At 40.0% G+C, this 20,263-nt stretch carries 20 protein-coding genes; 2 read left to right on the top strand and 18 right to left on the bottom strand.

Annotated features, from left to right (window positions below; all coding sequences use genetic code 11):
- Positions 1-252: 252 nt before the first annotated feature.
- The 18 genes from LMB56_RS02080 to LMB56_RS02165 form a co-directional block, all read right to left on the bottom strand.
- Positions 253-684: a F0F1 ATP synthase subunit epsilon gene (locus LMB56_RS02080; RefSeq protein ID WP_003666575.1), complete on the bottom strand. Its 432-nt coding sequence runs from the start codon at positions 682-684 to the stop codon at positions 253-255.
- Positions 685-695: 11 nt separating this feature from the next.
- Positions 696-2,123 (bottom strand): F0F1 ATP synthase subunit beta, encoded by a 1,428-nt coding sequence (gene atpD / locus LMB56_RS02085; protein ID WP_003666573.1) that lies wholly within the window; start codon positions 2,121-2,123, stop codon positions 696-698.
- A gap of 26 nt (positions 2,124-2,149) precedes the next feature.
- Complete coding sequence (locus tag LMB56_RS02090; RefSeq protein ID WP_003666570.1) at positions 2,150-3,094, bottom strand: F0F1 ATP synthase subunit gamma; 945 nt, start codon at positions 3,092-3,094, stop codon at positions 2,150-2,152.
- Between the two features lie 35 nt (positions 3,095-3,129).
- Entirely contained in the window at positions 3,130-4,659 is a 1,530-nt protein-coding gene (atpA, locus tag LMB56_RS02095) for a F0F1 ATP synthase subunit alpha (RefSeq protein WP_229283679.1), read from the bottom strand.
- A 30-nt stretch (positions 4,660-4,689) separates the two neighbouring features.
- A complete protein-coding gene (gene atpH / locus LMB56_RS02100) occupies positions 4,690-5,232 on the bottom strand; it encodes an ATP synthase F1 subunit delta (protein ID WP_003667559.1) in 543 nt (180 codons plus the stop codon).
- Complete coding sequence (gene atpF / locus LMB56_RS02105) at positions 5,222-5,740, bottom strand: F0F1 ATP synthase subunit B (protein WP_003666564.1); 519 nt, start codon at positions 5,738-5,740, stop codon at positions 5,222-5,224. Before atpF ends, atpH begins: the two co-directional genes overlap by 11 nt.
- Before the next feature lie 42 nt (positions 5,741-5,782).
- Positions 5,783-6,001, bottom strand: a complete 219-nt coding sequence (gene atpE, locus LMB56_RS02110) for a F0F1 ATP synthase subunit C (RefSeq protein ID WP_003666561.1) — start codon at positions 5,999-6,001, stop codon at positions 5,783-5,785.
- Between the two features lie 24 nt (positions 6,002-6,025).
- Positions 6,026-6,733 (bottom strand): F0F1 ATP synthase subunit A, encoded by a 708-nt coding sequence (gene atpB / locus LMB56_RS02115; protein ID WP_003666558.1) that lies wholly within the window; start codon positions 6,731-6,733, stop codon positions 6,026-6,028.
- A 322-nt stretch (positions 6,734-7,055) separates the two neighbouring features.
- Positions 7,056-8,327, bottom strand: coding sequence for a uracil permease (gene uraA / locus LMB56_RS02120; RefSeq protein WP_003666556.1), 1,272 nt, complete (start codon positions 8,325-8,327; stop codon positions 7,056-7,058).
- Positions 8,328-8,485: 158 nt separating this feature from the next.
- The gene (locus LMB56_RS02125; protein WP_122481880.1) at positions 8,486-9,259 is read right to left on the bottom strand and encodes a YibE/F family protein; all 774 of its coding nucleotides are present in this window, start codon (positions 9,257-9,259) and stop codon (positions 8,486-8,488) included.
- Positions 9,256-10,371, bottom strand: a complete 1,116-nt coding sequence (locus tag LMB56_RS02130) for a YibE/F family protein (RefSeq protein ID WP_229283678.1) — start codon at positions 10,369-10,371, stop codon at positions 9,256-9,258. Before LMB56_RS02130 ends, LMB56_RS02125 begins: the two co-directional genes overlap by 4 nt.
- Before the next feature lie 101 nt (positions 10,372-10,472).
- A complete protein-coding gene (gene ptsP / locus LMB56_RS02135) occupies positions 10,473-12,200 on the bottom strand; it encodes a phosphoenolpyruvate--protein phosphotransferase (protein WP_229283677.1) in 1,728 nt (575 codons plus the stop codon).
- A 130-nt stretch (positions 12,201-12,330) separates the two neighbouring features.
- Positions 12,331-12,966 carry a uracil phosphoribosyltransferase gene (gene upp, locus LMB56_RS02140; protein WP_003676152.1) on the bottom strand — a complete coding sequence of 212 codons (636 nt, stop codon included), beginning with the start codon at positions 12,964-12,966 and terminating at the stop codon, positions 12,331-12,333.
- A gap of 92 nt (positions 12,967-13,058) precedes the next feature.
- A complete protein-coding gene (gene glyA / locus LMB56_RS02145) occupies positions 13,059-14,294 on the bottom strand; it encodes a serine hydroxymethyltransferase (protein WP_229283676.1) in 1,236 nt (411 codons plus the stop codon).
- 112 nt (positions 14,295-14,406) lie between these two features.
- Positions 14,407-15,435, bottom strand: coding sequence for an L-threonylcarbamoyladenylate synthase (locus tag LMB56_RS02150; RefSeq protein ID WP_003667551.1), 1,029 nt, complete (start codon positions 15,433-15,435; stop codon positions 14,407-14,409).
- Positions 15,436-15,440: 5 nt separating this feature from the next.
- Positions 15,441-16,307, bottom strand: coding sequence for a peptide chain release factor N(5)-glutamine methyltransferase (prmC, locus tag LMB56_RS02155; RefSeq protein WP_229283675.1), 867 nt, complete (start codon positions 16,305-16,307; stop codon positions 15,441-15,443).
- On the bottom strand, positions 16,300-17,382 hold the full coding sequence (prfA, locus tag LMB56_RS02160; RefSeq protein WP_003676159.1) for a peptide chain release factor 1: 1,083 nt from the start codon (positions 17,380-17,382) through the stop codon (positions 16,300-16,302). The genes prmC and prfA overlap by 8 nt, the downstream gene beginning before the upstream one ends.
- 21 nt (positions 17,383-17,403) lie before the next feature.
- A complete protein-coding gene (locus LMB56_RS02165; protein WP_003667548.1) occupies positions 17,404-17,979 on the bottom strand; it encodes a thymidine kinase in 576 nt (191 codons plus the stop codon).
- Between the two features lie 229 nt (positions 17,980-18,208).
- Between LMB56_RS02165 and LMB56_RS02170 the strand changes: the two genes are divergently transcribed.
- Together LMB56_RS02170 and LMB56_RS02175 are read left to right on the top strand one after the other, a co-directional pair.
- Positions 18,209-19,546: a Mur ligase family protein gene (locus LMB56_RS02170; RefSeq protein ID WP_229283674.1), complete on the top strand. Its 1,338-nt coding sequence runs from the start codon at positions 18,209-18,211 to the stop codon at positions 19,544-19,546.
- Positions 19,546-20,253, top strand: a complete 708-nt coding sequence (locus LMB56_RS02175; RefSeq protein ID WP_003676161.1) for a type 1 glutamine amidotransferase — start codon at positions 19,546-19,548, stop codon at positions 20,251-20,253. Before LMB56_RS02170 ends, LMB56_RS02175 begins: the two co-directional genes overlap by 1 nt.
- Positions 20,254-20,263 lie beyond the last annotated feature (10 nt).

Below are 20,263 nucleotides of genomic sequence, written 5' to 3' on the forward strand. Positions count from 1 at the left end.
GATTCCACCTCACAGTGGACACCCTTGTCCTCAGCTCATGGTTCCGACTACTACGGCCCATAGCGGACTCTCACCGCCTAGCTAATACCCATGCCGGGCGCACACGAAAAAGGGGTGAGACTAAACTCGCTTGCGAGTTTTTAGTCCCACCCCCGCAAGGATGGCTAGGCATCTACTGTGTTTTGGCAATTTACACTTTAAAATAGTAAAGAGGTTGGATTATTTTCTCCAGCCTCTTTGTAATATTATACCTTAGATATTGCGTTGCTTAGAAGCAGCATTCAAACGGTTAATTGCACGCTTGAGGTGAACTTCTGCACGTGATAAGTCGCTTTGGTTATGCTTCTTCTTTGCTTCTGCGATTGCAGACTCAGAACGCTTTTTAGCTCTCTGTGCCCGCTCAACGTCAATTGCTTCAGGCATTTCAGCACTATCAGCTGCGATTGTAGCATTTTGACCATCAAATTGAATGATCCCACCATTAACCGCTGCAACTTCATCAGTGCCTTCAGAATGTTTAATTCGAACTGTACTGATTTCAAGCGCAGCAATTAATGGTACGTGGTTAGCCATGATTCCCATTTGTCCACCAGCAGTGTTCATAACGAGCATGGTAACCTTATCATTATCATAGACGGTGCCATCTGGAGTAATAATAGTGACCTTAAAAGTATTTTCAGCCATAATTATCCCTCCTAGTCTTCTGAGCTATCTTCGTCAGTCTCAGCCTTCATTTTCTTTGCCTTTTCAACAACGTCTTCAATTGGTCCAACTAACCGGAAAGCTTCTTCTGGAAGATCATCATACTTACCAGCAAGAATTTCCTTAAAGCCTTTAATTGTTTCCTTTAATGGAACATATTTACCAGGTAAACCTGTAAATTGGGAAGCAACACTAAAGCTTTGGGAAAGGAAGTTTTGAATCCGCCGTGCACGAGCAACGATTGTCTTTTCTTCGTCAGATAATTCATCCATACCTAGAATAGAGATGATATCTTGAAGTTCATGGTATCGTTGAAGAACGTGTTGAACCTGTGTAGCAACTTCATAGTGTTCTTTACCAACAATTTCTGGGGTAAGAGCAGTAGAAGTTGAAGCTAGTGGGTCAACGGCTGGATAAATACCAATTTGGGTTAATCGACGTTCCAAGTTAGTAGTTGCATCCAAGTGGGCAAATGTTGTAGCTGGTGCAGGGTCAGTATAGTCATCGGCTGGAACATAAACGGCTTGGATAGACGTAATTGATCCCTTCTTAGTTGAAGTAATCCGTTCCTGTAACTGACCCATTTCAGTAGCTAATGTTGGCTGGTAACCAACGGCAGAAGGAATCCGACCCAAGAGGGCAGAAACTTCTGAACCAGCTTGTGTAAACCGGAAGATGTTATCGATAAAGAGCAAAACATCTTGTCCCTTTACATCACGGAAGTATTCCGCAATTGTTAAACCAGTTAAGGCAACCCGCATACGGGCACCAGGTGGTTCGTTCATCTGACCATAAACCATGGCCGTCTTTTCAAGAACTCCAGAGGCCTTCATTTCATAGTACATATCATTACCTTCACGGGTACGTTCACCAACACCTGTGAAGACAGAAATACCATTATGACCTTGAGCAATGTTATGAATCAATTCCTGAATCAAAACGGTTTTACCAACACCGGCACCACCGAATAGACCAATCTTACCACCACGAACATATGGAGCTAGTAAATCAATAACCTTGATCCCAGTTTCCAAAATTTCGGTAGCATTATTTAAGTCATCATACTTTGGTGCATCACGGTGAATAGGCATCCGCTTTGCATCAGGACCAAATTTCGGTCCGTTGTCAACAGGTTCCCCTAAGACGTTAAATACTCGTCCCAGAGTATCATCACCAACTGGTACACTAATTGATGCACCAGTGTTTTCAACTTCCATACCACGTTGAAGACCATCAGTACCGTCCATGGCAATTGTTCGAACAACACCATCACCTAATTCCAAGGCAACTTCAGTTGTTAAAGTCTTACCATCGCTTTCCTTAATCTTCAAAGCGTCATTAATTTCAGGAAGTTTTTCGTCTAAGGGAAATTCAACATCAACAACTGGTCCGATAACTTGTAAAACTTTACCAGAACTCATGTTGTTTCCTCCTACGTTAGAAAAAATTATTCTTGAGCAGTCATACCACCAGTAATTTCTGTAATTTCAGTGGTAATTGCTGCTTGCCGTGCTCGGTTATATTGCAATTCGAGAGTAGAGATAATGTCATCAGCATTATCTGTAGCTGAACGCATTGCATTCGCACTTGAAGAGTGTTCTGATGTCTTGGCATCAAGAATCGCTCCATAAATCAAACTTTCTGCATATTGGGCAACCAATGCAGAAATGATTTCTGTATCTGACGGTTCAAATTCATACTCGGCTGAAACATGCGCAGTACTTACATCAGAATTATTTAATTCTGTATTTTCTTGCGCTTCATTTTCGTCATCGAGTAATGACTTTTCAGTAATTGGAAGTACATCATGAACAATAACATTTGATGTAATTCGGTTAACGTAATGGCTGTAAACCATGTACATTTCATCAAATACTTGGTCACTGTACATTTGAACAGCAGTCTTCACAATACTGTGAACTTCCCGATAGGTAGGAACATCGCTAACGCCTGAATATTCGTAAACGACATTCATTCCCCTCTTCTTAAAGAATTCTGTTCCAGTTTTACCGACCGTCAAGAATACTGTGTTGTCTTTATCAAGATTGTGCTTAGCCATCATATCTAACGTTTGCTTGATAATATTACTATTGTAACTACCAACCAAACCTCGGTCAGACGTAATCACAAGCACCCCAGTCTTTTTAACTGCGCGCTTTTTAAACAGTGCAGCGTAAACATCATCTTGCGAAGCTGCAGATGTTGCGCTGTGAGATTTAACCAGATCAGACAACATTTGCTTAACCTTCTCAGCATATACTTCGTAGGTCTGAGTGTGGTGTTGAATTTGATTCAGTTTTGCGGTTGAAACCATTTGCATCGCCGAAGTAATCTGACGCGTACTCTTAGTGGAATCAATCTTATGTTTAACTGCAGCGAGTGAAGCTGGCACTAAATCTCACCGTCCTTTCGACTAATCATCATTAACTATTTTTCTTCAGCGACTTGCTTTTTTGTCCCTTGAAATGTTTCAGAGAACTTAGCAACAGCATTTTGCAAGTCATCGCCTTCTGGTAGCTTACCAGTCTTCTTGATGGTGTCGTAGAGGTCTTGGTGGTTAGCATGCATGTAAGCAGCCAATTCACTTTCGTAACGTTGAACATCTTCAATTTCGACTTTATCGATAAAGCCACGTGAAAGAGCAAATAATGTTACAACTTGTTCTTCTACTGGTAGCGGATCATGTAATCCCTGCTTTAAGACTTCCATAGTCCGTTGACCACGAGCTAATTTAGCTTGCGTAGCTGCATCAAGGTCGGAACCGAATTGAGCAAAGGATGCTAATTCGTTGTATGAAGCAATATCCAGACGCAAAGTACCAGCAACTTTCTTCATTGCTTTGATCTGAGCGTCACCACCAACACGAGAAACTGAAGTACCAGCATCGATAGCTGGACGTTGACCTGCATAGAATTCATCTGAATCTAAGAAGATCTGACCATCAGTAATAGAAATAACGTTAGTAGGAATATATGCAGAAACATCACCAGCTTGCGTCTGAATGATTGGTAAGGCGGTCATTGAACCACCACCGAGGTCATCAGACAAACGAGCAGCACGTTCTAGCAACCGTGAGTGAGTATAGAAAATATCACCAGGGTAAGCTTCACGACCAGGAGGACGACGAAGAATTAATGAAAGTTCACGGTATGCATCCGCTTGTTTTGATAAATCATCATAAACAATAAGAACATCTTTACCGTTGAACATAAATTCTTCACCCATCGCAGCCCCTGCATATGGCGCAATGTATAACATTGGGGCAGGATTTGAAGCACTAGCTGAAACAACAATTGTGTAATCTAATGCTCCATACTTACGAAGAGTTTCAACACTAGCCCGAACAGTTGATTCTTTTTGACCAATAGCAACGTAAATACAAATTACGTCTTGGTTCTTTTGGTTAATAATGGTGTCTAACGCAATGGCAGTTTTACCTGTCTTACGGTCACCGATAATCAATTCACGCTGACCACGTCCAATTGGAACTAAGGCATCAATAACCTTAATACCTGTTTGAAGTGGCACACTAACACTCTTACGCTCCATAACACCTGGAGCTTTACGTTCAATTGGACGAGTTTTATCTGTCTTAATCTCACCAAGACCGTCAATTGGACGACCTAATGAGTCAACAACCCGTCCTAATAATGCATCGCCAACGGGTACTTCCATGATTCGACCCGTCCGCTTAACGGTGTCTCCTTCACGAATGCCTGTGTAATCCCCTAAAATAACAATACCTACATCATTACTTTCGAGGTTTTGAGCCATTCCGTAGACCCCGTTATTAAATTCGAGCAACTCACCAGCCATAGCATTATCTAAGCCATCGGCACGAGCAACCCCATCACCAACATAGGTAACAGTACCGGTTTCTTCGACAGATACTTTGTCTTGGTAGTTGGCGAGTTGTTTTTTGATGAGTGAACTGATTTCCTCAGTTTTAATGCTCATAAAGGTCTCACCTCTTTGAAAAAAGATATATTATCTAACTAGTAAACGACGAATTTGCTTAATCTTTGAGCTGAGACTACCATCTAATGTCTTATTATCAACATGGACAATAACCCCACCTAAAATTTCTGGATCAACATGTTTCGTTAAGGTAACTTCATTAGCACCAAAACGTTTTGCAAGATTAGCTTTCAGTTGATCCTCTTGTTGTTTATCGAGTTGGATCGCTGTGGTAACGTCAGCATGCATCCGCTTCATTTTACGGTCATACCGCCGTTCAAACTCATCAATAATTGCGACCATGCAGTCAATACGGCCGTAATCGAAAACCATTTGAATTAAGTTAGCAACATACTTTGAAGCACCTTGCTGTAAATCTTTAATCAATGATTTCTTTTCATCAAGTGACAGTTGAACTCCCGCAAGTGCGGCGTCCAATCCCTCGTTGTCCTCAAAGACTTGGCGTAAAGCAATCAATTCTTGATAAGTTTGATCGAGTTCGTTATCAGCATCGACCAATTCAAACAGTGCTTTCGCATAGCGATCAGCAACTGTCTTCTTATCAAGACTCATGTTCTACCAACCCTTCGATATAGGAATCGATCAATTCTTTTTGATCGTCTGCCTTTAATTCTTTTTGGATGAGTTTGGAAGCAATCTCAATAGATAAGTTTGCAACGTCATCCTTAGCACTATTTAATGCATCGCGACGTGCTTGCTCAGCATCTTTTTGTGCCTGTTGCTTGAGAGCTTGGGCATCTTTTTGCGCCGTTTCAACAATCTGTGCTCGCTGAGTTTCCCCAGACTTTTTAGCATTACTTACAATCTCAGCAGCTTCTTGCCGTGAGCTTTGTAACTCCGCTTGTCGCTTTGCAGCCATCTTTTCAGCACTTTCACGTGAACGAGCAGCATTATCAATGTCATTAGCAATCTTATCTGCACGTTTCTTCATCATATCTGTTACTGGTTTCCAAGCAAAATGCTTAACTAATAGCATTAAGATGATAAAAGTAACGATGTAGAATACCAAGTCACCAATGTATAAACTGTTTGATTCAGCTAACACACTGTTTACAAACATCTATTGACACCTCCTTATCTTAAAATAAAAAACTTAAAATAATTACTTGTTCATAACAAGGAAGCCAATAACGATGGCAATAATAGGCATGGCTTCAATCAAACCAACACCAATAAACATCGTTGCTTGTAATCTACTTTGTAATTCTGGTTGACGTGCGATACTGTCAACTGTGTGTCCGATTAAGATACCGTCACCGATACCACCACCGATAGCGGCACCCATAGCCGCGAGTCCTGCAGCAATTGCTCCTAATGCCATTTTAAAATTCCTCCTTAGGGATTATTATTCGGAAATCTTCCGAGAAATATAAACCGTCGTTAATGTTACAAAGACATATGCCTGAATCGAACCGATAAATACGGAGAACCCTTGCCATGCTAGTTCCAAAAATAGTCCTGGAATAATAGTTAGGATTCCATGTGAGAATGCCATATTAGCAATCAAACTCATTAAAAGTTCACCGGCAAAAATGTTACCAAAAATACGGAGACCAAGAGTTAAGAAGTTAGCAAAGTCTTCGATAATGTTAACAGGAAGCATTAAAGTAAATGGTTTAGTGTATCCTTTCAAGTATCCACCAAGGCCATTATGTGCTACTCCAGCAGCGAATGCTAATACCATTACCATTAAAGAAAGTGTTAACGTAACAACTGGATCTGCCGTTGGACTTCTAAGCACTTCAGCTCCGTTCCAATGGAATTGGAAAATTAAACCGAATTGGTTTGCAAAGAAAATGAAAACAAACAAAACAAAGGCAAAGAAACTATAGTGCCCTTGTTCGGATGCTGGCATCTGACTTCGCACAATTCCATTAGTAAAGTCAACTAGCCACTCAAATACATTTTGTGCACCAGTAGGCTTCATTTGGATCTTTCGTGACATCCCGTAAAGAGTGAAGAACACGATTGCGTAGATAATCAGTCCAGAAACAATGTTCGTAGTATTGAACGTGAGTCCGAAAAGCTTAAAAGTTAAAGCATCACCGCCCATTCATATTCCACCTCTTTCCTTATAACAATAATTTGGCTTGTAAATTGGATGAACGTTGCAAATAAAACGAACTACCCCAAGTTACGAATGTTAATATATCATTAATTTCGTTAAAATTCAAAAAAACATTAGGTTTATATACACCTACTAATCAATTGATAAGAGCGGAAAGAAAACGTTTTCACGGCTTTGATAAACTTTTTCTTACAATCTGTTTTTTTCCACGACCTCTCAATTTTTTTGTTTTGTTATCATACGAAAAAACAGAGTAAGAGGCCGAATACCTTATCTCACTCTGCTTAAATAAGCTAAAAAATTTAAACTACATTTCACTTTTGGCTTTTTGGGGAAGGATTAAATTCATTATTATTCCGAGGACAGCTGCAACTGCTAATCCAGAGAATTGATATTTTCCCAATTGAAGATAGGCATTCCCAATCCCAATTACTAAAATAACCGATGAAATCATCAAATTTCTTTTTTCATTAAAATCAATTTTGTTCTCAATCATTACACGCAATCCACTAGAGGCAATCACACCAAATAACAGGAATGAAATCCCGCCGATAACTGGTGAAGGAATAGATTCAATTAAGGCGCTTAATTTACCAATAAAGCTAAAGAAGATGGCAAATACAGCTGCTCCAGCAATAACGTAAACTGAGTGGACACGCGTGATTGCCATTACCCCGATGTTTTCACCATAACTAGTTACGGGCGGTCCACCAACGAAACCAGCAATAATCGAAGCCGTCCCATCTCCTGCAAGCGTATGGTTCAACCCTGGTTCCTTGAAGTAATTTCGTTCAGTCAACTCATTCAGAACCATAATATGTCCCAAGTGTTCTGTCATGGTAACGAAAGCGATCGGTGCCATACTCAAAATCGCACCCCAGTATAATTGGGGATGATAATCAACAAACGGAATCTGGAAGTCTGGCAAACTAAACCAGTGTGCATGCGCAACTGGGGAAAAATCCACAATACCAAATAAGACCGCAATAATATAACCAGCAACAATCCCCATCAAAATCGGAATTAAACCGAGAAATCCTTTAAAATACATATTGAAGATAACTGTTATTGCCATCGTAAGCATTGCGACCGCAAAAAAGCGTAAATCATAATGGCCAGTAGCCGAATTGATGGTAGCATCTTTAGCGGCTGTTCCTGCTAATGATAATCCAATTACAACTACAATCGGACCGACAACAATTGGTGGCAAAATGCGGTCAATCCATTGCGAGCCAACCAACGTTACAATTACTGATACGATTAAATACACGCACCCAACGGCAATGGTACCCTGTGCAATTCCCGGATAACCAGTAGTTTTCATTAAGGCCATCATCGGGACGACAAATGAGAAACTAGATCCCATATAAGCAGGAATCTTATGCTTAGTAATAAGTAAGTACATCAGGGTTCCTACCCCCGAACTAAACAAGGCAATTCCTGGATTTAATCCTACCAAGATTGGGACTAAAACAGTGGAACCAAACATAGAAAACATATGTTGTAAAGATAAGCCAAACCACTGCCAAGGTGCCGGCCGTTCGTCTACATCTAATACAACATTATCACGGTGCGCCATATAAATCCTCCTAAAGAAAAAACGACCTTGGAATCCCTGCTCCAAAGTCGTCTCTTCCCTACTCAATCCTAACTATGGAAAAAGCATTGAGAATTTATCCGCACCTTTGAAGCCTCACAGGACTCCGATTAAAGGTCTATTTATAAGTTATTCGTATATTACTTTGTTTTAGGATGATTGTCAATAACTGATTTACGTCGCTTTGTCATCACCCAAGCGGTCATGGGAACAGTGATCAGCACCCCAATGAAAGAGATCAGAATTTCAATCATTTCTGCCACAAAAATTTTGTTATTCATAATTGTACCAAAGGAATAGTGGAGACCTAAGAACCAAATAAAGAGTGCTAAGAATCCACCGAAGAAGCCAAAGAAAAGCGTATTAAATGTTGTTCCAATAATCTGTTGTCCAATTGCCATCCCGCTATGAATCAATTGACGATTAGTTCTTTCAGGATGATTCTCAAGGATTTCCGTAAGGCCAGAGGAGATCGCCATTGCCGCTTCTGCAATTGCGCCGAGTGAACTCAAAATAGTAGTAGTAACAGAAACCTTGAAATAACTAATTCCAATTAAAATTGACATCCCTTCTAACTCATCGCTATCTTCTGTTCCAAAGCCCTGCACCATTGCCCAGTGCTCGACAATAAAGATCAGCACTAAAATTAAACAGAGCACGATTAGTGAAGCATAAAAGGCCGTCACGGTTGTCCGCAAATCATCTTCCCCCATGAAAATAGTTATTGCCAAAATTGTAATCCCAATAGTCACCGTTACAAATAATGGGGAAACATGGAACGCGACTAAAATAATTGCAAAATATAAAAAGCCAAAGTTAAGAAGCAAGCTTAAAAAAGCTGTCCAGCCCTGTTTTCCTCCCACAAGGACCATCAAAATTAGCAAGACCAAGCCAAGGCCCGTAATTGTCGTCATCTTTGCACCTTCTTTCCTAAGAGTAATGCCCCAAATAGACTTACAAGGGGAACTGAAAGGACAATTCCAATCCCACTGATCAGACTCTGAATAGTCCCTAAGCTCATATTCATTGCATAGGTATATCCCCAGGAGTTACCGTTTTTGATATACAAAAGACTACCAGTAAAAGTATCCACCATAAAAATTAAAAACAAAACATTTATTAACGGTCCCATAATTGATTTACCAACATTGCGCCCAGAGATAAATAACTGTTTGCGGGTAACAGCGGGATTTAACTGTTTTAGCTCAAAAAGGGTGGCAATAATATCGCTTGATTCATCCATTACCGCTCCTAAAGACCCCAACAATGTTTCAGCTAAGAAAAGCGGTCGGGGAACTTGCGTAACATATTCCATTGATTCATAGTAAATCCCCCGTTCATGCGTCCACATAAATACAAGCATGCTTACTCCTAAGGCGACAAATGTCCCAATAACCGTTGCTGCAAAAGTTGCCAGCATCTTTTTACTAAAACCAAGAACTAATAATAAGCTAATAAACGTAAAAATTATGGCAAGAACACTAAAAAGCAGCATAATATGCTGACCATTTTGCTTTAAGTCAATCTCAATTGCAATTATAAACAAAAGAGCATTAATTACTACGCTTAAGAATGCAAACAGCCCTGAACGTCCCATAAGGAGAAGCAGCATCAAGACAACAAGCCAAAGTAAAAAGACGATTACTGTGTCTCGCTTATAACCGTTAACATTGGCGGTCAGTTTTCCACCTCGTTTGCGAAGCTGGGTTAAAAATACTTCATTTCCTGGCCGATAACGTTGATCCATCGGTTGCGAATCGCTATATGTATTTTGGACTGTTAATTTTTGCCCGCGATATTTGCCATTCATTAGTTTTACTTGGAGTTGTTGATTATATTGATGGTCAACATTATCAAACTGGTCTTTTACTCTTTGTTTACTCATTGTTTTTTCGCTGATTACTTTAGCAATTGGCTGTTGATAAAACTGTTCATTGTGGCTGGTAAATAAGAGAGCACCAATTCCAACAACCACTAAAAAAATTAACAACCAGATTCTTTGCTTTGTCCAGTATTGCTTAATCACAACTTTACATCCCCTTAGTACAGCAAAACTATTGCCATTTTACTCTTAACAAGCAACAAAAAAAGGATTTAAGAAAAATCTTTACTTTTCCTAAATCCTTTTTAGTTTGTTACCAACCAATCTTGAACTAACTTCTTCACACCGATCATTGAATCACAAGTTGTAACAGCCTGCTGATAGAGTTCCTGACATTTCTTGCTGTCTAATTGTTTCATCATTGAACGTGTCCGTAAAATGGAACTGGCACTCATCGAATAGACATCCAATCCCATCCCGATTAATAGTGGCAAGGCATAACGATCTCCTGCCATTTCTCCACACATCGCCACAGTTGTATCATGAGCATGCCCAGCATCGATAATGTGCTTAATTAATTTTAAAAAAGTTGGATTCAGCGGCTGGTAAAGGTATGAAACTGAATCATTACCACGATCAGCCGCAAAACAATATTGGATTAAATCATTAGTTCCAATGCTAAAGAAATCAACTTCCGCAGCTAAGCGATCAGCATTTAACGCGGCTAATGGAACTTCAATCATTATCCCAAGATGGATATCGCGGCCAATTCCTGGATGATCAACAGCTAATTTCTGCTGCTCCTCATAATAGATTTTCTTAGCTACTTGTAATTCTTCAAGCGTAGTAATCATTGGAAACATAATATTAATCTTCCCAAACTCGGATGCGCGGAGTAAGGCCCGCAGCTGAGTCCTAAACATTTCTGGCCGATCAAGCGCAATCCGAATAGCCCGGTACCCAAGGAATGGATTCATTTCTTTAGGCAAAGGCATGAATTGAAGTGGTTTATCGCCACCGATATCTAAGGTCCGAACTACTAACCGTTTCCCATTTAACTGTTCAACGGCTCGGCGATAGGCATTAACTTGTTCGTCTTCGGTTGGGAGGTGGTCGCTTTTCATATAAAGAAATTCGGTTCGAAATAGGCCAACACCATCAGCACCATTTTCTATTGCTGACGAAATATCCACTGAAGAACCAATATTAGCTGAAATCTTATACTGCTGGCCATCAGCGGTTACTGAGGGCTGGTTAATCATTTTTTTCCATTGCTGACGGACATTCATAAACTTATCCGCAATTTTTTGGTATTGTTTAACATCACTTGTTGATGGTTCAATAATCGCACTGCCTTCAAAGCCATCAACAATTACTCGTCGGCCATTCTGCACCTTTTTAGTTATATCGTTACATCCAACAATTGCTGGAATCTGTAAAGAACGAGCCATAATCGCTGCATGACTAGTTCGGCCACCCAAATCGGTAATAATCCCCTTAACAAAGCGACTATCCATCTGTGAAGTATCAGCAGGGCCAATTGAATGAGCAACTACAATGACGGGGTGATCTAATTCACGTAAATTAGGGAGCTGTTTGCCTTCTAACTCTGCTAAAACCTGATCTTGAATATTTTGAAAATCAGCTGCTCGCTCTTGCATATATTCATTTCCAGTCATTGCCTGAAGGGTTTTGATCATCTTAGTAATTACTTCTGCAAAAGCTGATTCTGCATTTAAGCGTTGATTGGCAATCCGGTTTTCAACTTGTTTAATCATTTCCGGATCGTTTAGGATTGCAATATGAGTATCAAAAATTGCCAAATCTTCTGCACTAAGTTTATCAACAAGCTTCTTCTTGGTCTCCGTTAATTTCTGAATAATCTTATCAAAGGCATGATGCAATCTTGCTTTTTCACTATCAGGATCACTAATATGATATTTTTCAAAGTTAAGATTAGGCTTCGTTAATAAGTAAGCAGGTGCAATTCCTACTCCATCACTAGCTGCGATTCCATTAATTTGGGTCTCCATTAATCAATTCCCCTTTTCTGGTATAGTACCTATTATAAGCGAAAGCCTTTTCAACACAAACAAAAAATAAAAGCAAGATTTGCGAAAGCTAAAAAGTTTTCTACAGATCATGCTTTTAATCCTTAATAATCTACTTAGTACCAAAAAGACGGTCACCAGCATCGCCTAATCCAGGAACAATATATCCATCTTCATTAAGATGATCATCAAGTCCTGCTGTATAAATATCGACATCTGGATAAGCGTCGCGCACAGCCTTAACTCCTTCAGGGGCTGCAACTAAGCAAGCAAATTTCATATTCTTTTCTGAGCAACCGCGCTTCTTTAAGGCTTCGATTGCCATCATTGCTGAACCACCAGTTGCCAGCATTGGGTCAACGATGAATAATTGCCGTTCTGTAATATCATTAGGTAACTTAACAAAGTATTCATGTGGCTTTAAGGTTTCTTCATCCCGGTACATTCCGATAAAGCCAATTTTAGCTGCTGGGATAAGGTCAGTCATCCCATCAACCATTCCGATTCCTGCCCGAAGAATTGGAATAATCGCTACCTTTTTACCAGCCAATTCTTTCTGGGTCGTTTTAGCAATCGGCGTTTCAATTTCAACATCCTTTAATGGCATATCGCGTGCAACTTCATAAGCCATTAAAGTTGAAATTTCCTTGACCGTTTCCCGGAAAAACTTTGTCCCAACATTTTTATCCCGAATCATTGTTAGCTTGTGCTGAATCAATGGATGATCTAACACTTCAAATTTACCCATGCCTATATACACTCCTTTGAATTTCTTCACTATTCTACCAAAAAAATCAAGTCATGACAAAGGATCTTAACAACTTTTTACGTTCTAATTTTTTAGTTAATCGGATACTTTGTGGTTAGCTCATGCACATCTTTTGCTACTTCTTGGAGACGCTCTTCATCGGTAGGGTTAGTTAAGGCTGTACTGATTAATTCCGCAACTCTTTGCGCGTCTTCTTCTTTAAAACCACGGCTGGTAATAGCAGGAGTTCCAATCCGCAAGCCACTTGTGATAAATGGACTTCGTGGGTCATTCGGAATGGCCTCCTTATTAGTTGTAATGTGAACACGGTCAAGGAGATTTTGCGCATCTTTTCCTGTTAAACCAGTCTTAGTAAGATCTAGAACGAGAAGGTGATTTTCGGTTTTTCCGGAAACCACCCGAATTTGTTTACTAGTATTAAATACTTTTTCCATTGCTTGAGCATTTTTTATAACTTGTTGGATATATTCCGCATATTCCGGTTGCAAGTCCTCATAAAGTGCTTGAGCTTTCCCGGCAATTACATGTTCCAGTGGTCCGCCTTGGATTCCAGGGAAAACTGCTGAATTAATTTTCCGTCCTAACTCAGTCGATTTAGAGAGGATCATTCCTCCCCGCGGGCCCCGAAGTGTTTTATGAGTAGTAGTAGTAACGACATCAGCAATTGGAAGCGGACTTGGATGAGCACCAGTTGCTACTAATCCAGCGATATGAGCCATATCAACCATTAAGTAAGCCCCAACTTCATCAGCAATCTTACGAAATGCCTGCCAATCAATAATCCGACTATAGGCAGAAGCTCCCGCAACGATCAATTGTGGTTTTACCTTCTTAGCTAAAGCCATAATTTCATCATAATCAAGCTCTTCAGTATCTGGATTTAAGCCATAGCCATACGTCTTATATAATTTTCCACTAAAATTAACTGTTGCTCCATGAGTTAGGTGCCCACCAGCATCCATCCCCATCCCTAAAATCACATCTCCAGGCTTGAGGAGTGCTTGGTAAACTGCCATATTAGCTTGTGATCCGGAATGAGGTTGAACATTAGCATATGCTGCATTGAATAACTTTTTAGCATAATCAATTGCCAATTGTTCAACTTGATCTATAAACTCACAACCACCGTAATACCGCTTATTCGGATATCCTTCAGCATACTTATTTGTTAGAACTGACCCTTGCGCTTCACGAACAGCATCTGAAACGATATTCTCGGAGGCAATTAGCTCAATCGTATCTTGCTGGCGTTGTTCTTCATTTTCAATGGCTGCCCATAATTGGGATGATTTTTTACCATAGTTCATTTACAACATCTCCTCTGGTTATAAATAAAGAGGCTGGGAAGCTACTCAGTCTCTTTATTATTTTATTGAGATTTTAATTAGGGAGTGGTACCTCTTCCACTATGTTCCCTTATTATTTTACCGCATTACTATCAAAGTGCATACCACCAGCAGACTTATTTAACCGATTCATGTATGCGCCCCCTAAATCATGAGCTGGAAATGCTTGAGTGACAATCGCTTTAACATTAGGCTGATCATCAAATTGCCGTAAGCCATCAAATAGACGAGCACTGGCATCTTGAACATTCTTTCCTAATGAAAATTGAATAGCGTTCATCGGCAATACTTCTTGTTGGAGGACCTTTTCTTCAGCCATCATCCCAACATCAAATGGCTGTTGTCGTATCCATTCAACAACTTTATCCCAATCAGTATCTTCATCAACAATATATACTTGGGCCTTAGGTGCATAGTGCTTGTATTTCATTCCGGGGGCTTTAGGAGTTTCATTTTTGCCTACTTTATGATGATTAAGGTCAATGGATCCAATCACTTTTTCAATGTCCTTCTTCGTAACAGCACCAGGACGTAAAATTACAGGGTGGTCTGTTGACATATCAAGGACAGTGGATTCAACTCCTACCCGTGTCGGACCATTATCCACAATTCCAGAGATCTTCCCATGCAAGTCATGATAAACGTGTTGGGCAGTAGTCGGGCTCGGTTTCCCAGAAGTATTAGCAGATGGTCCCACCATCGGAACGCCAGCTTCTTCAATTAGATCAAGGGTTGGTTGACAGTCGGGGTAACGAAAGGCGACAGTTTTTAAACCACCTGTGACGGTTTTTGAAAGTGCGCCCTTCTTAATCTTCAAGATAATGGTTAAAGAACCAGGCCAAAATGCATCCATCAACTTTCGGGCATTATCAGGAATCTCGGCAGCATACTTTTCAACCATTGCGATGGAGTTAACATGAACAATCAATGGATTATCACTTGGTCGCCCTTTTGCTAAATAAACATTCTTAACGGCTTTTTCATTGGTTGCATCAGCCCCTAACCCGTAAACAGTTTCGGTTGGAAAAGCCACTAATTCACCGCGCTTAATCGCAGCTGCTGCTTGGGCAATCTCACCATGTCGAAAAATCTTCGTATCCATTCTTACTATCTTCCTCCTGCGTTTGAAAAATCCCATGCGTGTATCATCCTCATTTTTCCTGCCACATCATGTCGTGGGCATATCTGTGCGTGTTCATCGGTTTGATGTAGTAATTCTTGAATTGACTCCTCTTGATCATAACCAGTTTCGCCAAATATTTGACCAGTCGTAGTTAGGTACTGCCCTGCTTGCTTAAATAAGCGATGATAGAATCCTAACCCACGTTCATTAGCAAATAGGGCTAGGGCTGGTTCGTTTTCCAGGACTGCTTGATCAATTTCACCAGTATCGTCCGGGTCAATATAAGGCGGATTAGTCACAATTAAATCGTATTGCTGATCAATATTTTCAAATAAATCGCTTTTAATTAACGGCAACTCCAGGTTAAACTTAGCCATATTTTCCTGAGCAACAGCAAGTGCAGCGGGTGAAATATCACTTAAACTTACATGCCAATTTGGCCGTTCAAGTGCAAGAGTAATGCCTATCACTCCACTCCCCGTTCCTAAATCAAGGACCTTCAATGGACGAGATGGCATTTCTTGCAATACCCAATCGATTAACTCTGCTGTCTCAGCTTCTGGAATCAAAACATTTTTATTAACCTTAAAAGTTCGTCCATAAAATGGGGCCTGCCCAACAATATATTGAGCAGGCTCATGATTAAGCAATCTTGTTATGGCATTCTTCCACCAGTCTACTTCGTCAGCCGGCATCTCATCACGATTATGTAAAAGTAAGTGAGTCGCATCCCAACCATGTGATTGCTGAAGTAAAAACTGGGGGGCACTTGGATCAATATCTGTTCCTTGTAATTGTTCTTTTGCCCATCGCTGAGCCATAAAATAGTTGGTCGGTACGAAACTACTCATTCCGTAATTGCTCCAACTTTTGCGTTTGGTCGGCAACAATCAATGCTTCAATAATTTCATCGAGGTCACCAGCCATAATCTTATCAAGCTTGTTTAATGTTAACCCAATTCGGTGATCTGTTACCCGGTTTTGTGGGTAGTTGTAAGTACGAATCCGTTCTGAACGATCACCTGTCCCAATTGCGTCTTTCCGCTTTTGATCATAGGCGCTTTGTTCTTGTTGTTGGTAATAATCATAAACCCGTGACTTCAAAATCCGCATTGCCTTAGCTCGGTTTTGCTGTTGTGAACGTTCATCTTGCATTGCAACAACAATCCCTGTTGGCAAGTGGGTCATTCGAACAGCTGATGAAGTCTTGTTAACGTGCTGACCACCGGCACCGCTTGAACGGTAAACATCAACCCGGATATCTTTTGGATCAATGTCCACATCTACGTCTTCAGCTTCTGGCATTACCCCAACCGTCGCAGTTGACGTATGGACACGTCCAGCAGATTCAGTAACAGGGACCCGTTGAACACGATGAGCACCGTTTTCAAACTTAAGCTTGGAATAAACTTTATCCCCAGTAATCATTAAGGCAATTTCCTTAAAACCACCAACTTCAGTTTCATTTCGATCCACAACTTCTACTTTCCAGCCTTGCTTTTCAGCATAGCGAAGGTACATATTATAAAGGTCAGCAGCAAAGAGGCTTGCTTCGTCTCCTCCAGCAGCTCCACGGATTTCCATGATAATATTTTTATCATCATTAGGGTCTTTCGGAATTAGTAGGACTTCAAGCTCTTTTTCTAACTGTGCTTGTTCTTCTCGTGCTTCTGCTAACTCTTCTTTAGTTAAGGCGGTTAAGTCATCATCATTCGTTTCACGTAATAGTTCTTCATCATCACTAATCGTTTGGGTGACTTTTTTATATTGATTATATTTTTCAACCGTTTCACGTAAGCTTCCTTCTTCTTTTGAAAGCTTCATAAAACGTTGTGAGTCGGCAATTACTTCTGGATCACTGATCAATTCATTTAGTTCATCGTAACGATCAGCAACCGCTTGAAGCTTATCGAAAATTTCTTCCATTTCCATTCTTGGTTATTCCTCCTATTGTTTTAATTGGGGATGAAAATAGTGCTTCCGGCATACTGGATAATATGATTCATTTCCCCCTATCTGGACTTGTTCTCCCTCATATACTGGCTTGCCATTATGAATCCGTAAATTCATCGTAGCTTTGTGAGGGCAGAACCAACAAATTGTTTTCATCTCTTCAATTTTGTCAGCATAAATCAGTAAATATTTTGAACCTTCAAATAATTCATTCCGAAAGTCATTCTTTAGTCCAAAAGCCATTACCGGAATATTTAGCTCATCAACAATTTTGATTAATTGTAAGACATGCTCTTTCTTTAAAAACTGTGCTTCGTCGATCAATACACAATATATCTTACGGTCCATCTTATTAACGTAATCGTAAATATTGGTGTCATCCATAATTGGTTTTACCTTACGCTCTAAGCCAATTCGACTAGCAATGATCCCTCGACCAGAACGATCATCAACGCCGCTCGTCATTAAGACAACCGGCTTCCCTTGTTCTTCATAGTTATGAGCAACCTTCAAAATATCGATTGACTTACCAGAATTCATCGCGCCATATTTAAAGAATAGTTGTGCCACTACAATTGCCCCTTTTTGTTTGCATAGTACTCTTCATTATATCCAAAAATTTGTGTCATTTAAATACTTCTACATTAGGAAAGAGTTTTTTACATTGAATAACTTTAATCTTATAATAATTTCAGTTTAATAACTTTCTTTTTGTTATCGTAAAGTTTAGAATTAAACGGTAATTTTAATCATCACTATTGTATCACTTACAATTGACACGAAAGGAATACATATATTCATGACAGTTCGAAGTTCATTTGCCGAATTTGCCGGGCGGTCAAGCTATTGGTTCCTCCATACTTTTATGAACGGAGGAAGTTCCCTTCCAGGAAAACTAACCTTAAAGCTTGATCCAAATATTCTCCAAGCCTTTAGCAAAAAGTACGACCTTGTTATTGTAACAGGGACCAATGGAAAAACATTAACTACCGCATTAAGCGTACGAGTTTTACGGGAAAAGTATGACCAGGTTCTTACTAATCCGACTGGTTCCAACATGGAGCAAGGAATCGTAACTACCTTTATTACGGCTCCCCGTCCAAAGAAAAAAGGGCTGGCCGTCCTCGAAGTCGATGAAGCAAATGTAGTTAAAGTATGTAAATACATCACCCCAATTGCCTTTGTCTTCACCAACATTTTCCGTGATCAAATGGATCGTTACGGTGAAATCTACACCACTTATAACAAGATCTTAAAGGGGGTTAAATTAGCACCAAAAGCAACCATCATTGCTAACGGGGATGAACAGCTCTTTAACAGCAGGGACTTGCCTAATCCAATCATCTATTATGGCTTCAACCACGAAGAAAAAGAACCATTTAACGCCCCAGCTAACACTGATGGTCTTCTTTGCCCTAAATGTCAACACATTCTAAAGTATCGAATGCGGACTTATGCAGGTTTAGGAAACTACTTCTGTCCAAATTGTGGTTTCCATCGACCAGAATTAACGTATGCTGTTACCAAAATTGATAAACTTACCCCCACGCATTCAACTTTTGAAATTGATGGACAACAATACACCATCGGAATTGGTGGTTTATATAACATCTATAATGCTCTTGCCGCTTACTCTCTTGGTCGTTTTCTCGGAGTGAGCCAAGCACAAATTAAAGATGCTTTTGAATCAGACGAACGAGTATTTGGTCGGCAAGAAGTTATTAATATCGACGGAAAACAGGTTACTTTGATCTTAGTTAAAAATCCAGTTGGTCTTAATCAAGTTTTAGATATGATTGAGACCGATGACAAGCCTTTTAGTTTTGCCTTCTTGCTAAACGCTAACTATGCTGATGGAATTGACACTAGTTGGATCTGGGACGGTGACTTTGAAAAACTTACCCAACATCAAATTCCGCAATACATGACTGGGGGAGAACGCTATAAAGATATTACCACCAGATTAACAATGGCTGGAGTAAAAGATATGTGGCATGAACCAGACCTTACCCAGGTAATTGATAAGATCAAGGAAATGCCAACTGAACATGTCTATATTCTGGCAACCTATACAGCCGTTCTGCAATTGCGGAAACAACTAGCAGAAAAAGGCTATATTAAAGGAGGAATGGACTAATGGCAAAATATCACTTACACCTCGCCCACCTCTACGGCGATTTATTAAATACTTACAGTGATGTCGGTAATATTATTGCCCTTCAATATTACGCTAAGCAGATGGATGCCGATATTGATGTCAAAGTCATTAGTATCGACAACGACTTTAATCCGCAAGATTTTGACTTAGCTCTTTTTGGCGGTGGTCAAGATTACGAACAACTTGTCGTTTCCAAAGATCTTCCAAACAAAAAAGCGGGGATTGACCAATTTATTAACGATGGCAAACCGCTTCTTGCTATTTGTGGAGGATATCAGCTTCTTGGTCACTACTATATTGGTGCTGATGGCGAGAAGATTCCAGGGCTTGGAATCCTTGATCACTATACTTTAAGTCAAGATAATCACCGTTTCATTGGAGATATTACCATCAAAAATGAAGAAAGCAATCAAGAGTACCATGGCTTTGAAAATCACAACGGCCGCACATTCTTAGGAAAAGGTGAGCGTCCGCTTGGTAAAGTAATTTCTGGTAATGGAAATAACGGTGAAGATCATACCGAAGGAGCAATCTATAAAAACACTTATTGCTCTTATTTCCATGGTCCCATTCTTACAAGAAATGGTGAGATTGCTAAAAAGATTCTTTTAGCAGCTCTTGAGCATAAATACCCAGATGCCGACTTAAGCAGTCAAAAAGCCCTAAAAATTAAACCTACATTTTAATTAAGGTGAC

The organism is Limosilactobacillus reuteri (assembly GCF_020785355.1).
In the GTDB taxonomy this organism is placed as follows: Bacteria; Bacillota; Bacilli; order Lactobacillales; family Lactobacillaceae; genus Limosilactobacillus; species Limosilactobacillus reuteri_I.